This is a genomic window from Aminobacter sp. LjRoot7 (assembly GCF_964252895.1).
Taxonomy (GTDB): domain Bacteria; phylum Pseudomonadota; class Alphaproteobacteria; order Rhizobiales; family Rhizobiaceae; genus Aminobacter; species Aminobacter aminovorans_B.
This window is the reverse complement of the sequence record NZ_CAXUPX020000032.1, coordinates 1-2,277: the sequence shown is the minus strand read 5'-3', so window position 1 is coordinate 2,277 and position 2,277 is coordinate 1. Positions and strand designations below refer to the sequence as shown.

Here is a 2,277-nt window from a genome sequence, read left to right as displayed (position 1 = left end):
CATCTGCGCCAGGGCGGAAGCGGAATCGACAGGCAATCTCAAGCGCGTCTGGACCGGTCACGGCCGCAGCCTCGACTGGCCAAACGCCCAGGGCGAAGCCTTCCTCCGCCGCGCCATCGAGATCAAGAACGTCTGGGTCCCCTACGGAGACTAGGGGAGTAAGGGAACAAGGCAGTATGGGAATAAGGGAGTAGGGCAGTACAAAAGCTGACTATCCTACTCCCATACTCCCCTACATTCCCTGACGTCGCGCAAATCATCTCCAGTCCAAGAGCACGCATTCATGAAAATCTATCTTGCCGGCCCCGAAGTCTTCCTGTCCAATGCGCGCGAAGTGCTTGATCGCAAGATCGAATTGACCAGGCGCTACGGCTTCGTTCCGGTCTCTCCCGGCGATCTCGAGGTGCCGGCGACCGATACCAAAAGGGCGAAAGGGCTTGCCATCAGCTCGATCAACGAACGCCTGATGATGAGCGCGGACATGATCATTGCCAATCTGACGCCATTCCGTGGCATCGCGGCGGATATCGGTACGGCATTCGAACTCGGCTTCATGTGCGCCCGCGGCTGCCCCGCCTATGCGTTTTCCAATACGGTTGGCGATCATTATGCACGGGTAGCTGTGCTCTATGAGGGACGCATCGAGGCCGACGCGCAGGGCAGGCCGCGGGGGCCGGATGGACTGGCCGTCGAAGATTTCGAGATGATCGACAATCTCATGCTCGACGGCGGCATCGAGGCGCGTGGCGGCACGATCGTCACGAGCGAGGTTGCGGCCGAGGCGCTGTACACCGACCATCAGGCCTTCGAGCAATGCCTGCGGCTGGCTGCGGCCAGGTTCCCGCGCTGAATGTTCGGAATGGGAGACAATGTGATGGATCGTGCCGATATCGTCGTGCTTGGAACCTTTGTCGCCGATCTGGCCTTCAAGGCCGAGCGGCTGCCGGTTGTCGGCGAGACACTGCTTGGCCAGGGTTTTGCCATGGGTCCCGGCGGCAAGGGCTCCAACCAGGTGATCGCAGCTGCACGCGCCGGCGCGCGGTCCGCGATGATCACCCGTGTCGGGCAGGATTCCTTCGGTGACATGGCCAGGCAGACCTGGTCGCAAGATGGGGTGATCACCTCGCACGTACTGATCGACGAAGCCGCTCCGACGGGGGCGGCGTTCATCTTCGTCTCCTCGAGGACAGGCGACAACGCGATCATCATCGAGAGCGGTGCTGCTGCCAATCTGAGCCCCGCCGATGTCCGCGCCGCAGAAGGGCTGATCAGCGGCGCCAAGGTCTTCGTCACCCAGTTCGAGCAGCCCATCGAAACGGCCATCGAAGGCCTTCGCCTGGCACGCAGCCACGGCGTCACCACCATTCTCAATCCGGCCCCCGCGCTGCCGGTCGACGACGCCATCTACGTCAATTGCGATTTCGTCACCCCCAACGAAACCGAGGCCGCGACATTGACCGGGATCGACACGGCAACGGACGAGGGCGCCCTGCAGGCGGCAGCCAGCCTGGTCAGGCGTGGCGCCCGCAATGCGCTCATCACACTGGGCGCCAAGGGCGCGCTGCTGCACGGCGAGGCCGGAACGCATTTCGTGCCGGCTTTCAAGGTAACCAAGGTCGTCGACACGACGGGGGCGGGAGATGCGTTCAACGGCGGCTTCGCCGTTGCGATTGCCGAGGGCCGCAGCCCGGTCGATGCCGTCCGCTTCGGCGCGGCGGTAGGCGCCCTTTCGGTGCAGAAGCCGGGCACAGCCCCTTCCATGCCGACGCGGGCCGAAATCGAAGCCTTCATCCGCGCCAACGGCTAAGCAATTCCAGGAAGCGACTTCCGTCCGGAATTGCGCAGAAACAAGAAGATAGAGAGATTTCTTGATTCGACGAAAGGCGGAAACGCTTTAAGGGCGATCGCGCCACTGGCGCGCGGTTGCGCGCTCGACAGGCACCCCCTCAATCCTTCCTGAACACGATCCTTCCGAGCCATCCTGTGAGCATGGCGAGGCCGATGGCGAAGAGGCCGTAGCCGAAGCCGTGGTCGGTGGCGAAGCGGTAGATGGTCTGCTCGAAGCCCGACTTGACGATGGCGAGCTGGGCCGAGGTTTCCTTGATGAAGATGCCGTTGCGAAACAGGAAGGCGCGAGCCTTGTGGGTGCCGACCGGCACGTTGGGGGCAAGGTGCAGGGTGGCGCGAAACAGGCTCTGCGACAAAAACTGCACGCCGCCGATATTGTCGGAGTAGAGCCCGGTCGCCAGCTTGCGCTCGCGCAGCGCCTCGGTGAAC

At 63.1% G+C, this 2,277-nt stretch carries 3 protein-coding genes; 2 read left to right on the top strand and 1 reads right to left on the bottom strand.

Annotated features, from left to right (window positions below; all coding sequences use genetic code 11):
• Positions 1 to 283 precede the first annotated feature (283 nt).
• Together ACSQ3E_RS30770 and rbsK are read left to right on the top strand one after the other, a co-directional pair.
• Positions 284 to 850, top strand: a complete 567-nt coding sequence (locus ACSQ3E_RS30770; protein ID WP_436125502.1) for a nucleoside 2-deoxyribosyltransferase — start codon at positions 284 to 286, stop codon at positions 848 to 850.
• Positions 851 to 874: 24 nt separating this feature from the next.
• Positions 875 to 1,807 (top strand): ribokinase, encoded by a 933-nt coding sequence (gene rbsK / locus ACSQ3E_RS30765; RefSeq protein ID WP_436125501.1) that lies wholly within the window; start codon positions 875 to 877, stop codon positions 1,805 to 1,807.
• A 139-nt stretch (positions 1,808 to 1,946) separates the two neighbouring features.
• Here rbsK and ACSQ3E_RS30760 read toward each other — a convergent pair.
• A partial coding sequence (locus tag ACSQ3E_RS30760; protein ID WP_436125237.1) for a TIGR02186 family protein occupies positions 1,947 to 2,277 on the bottom strand: 331 nt, incomplete at its 5' end.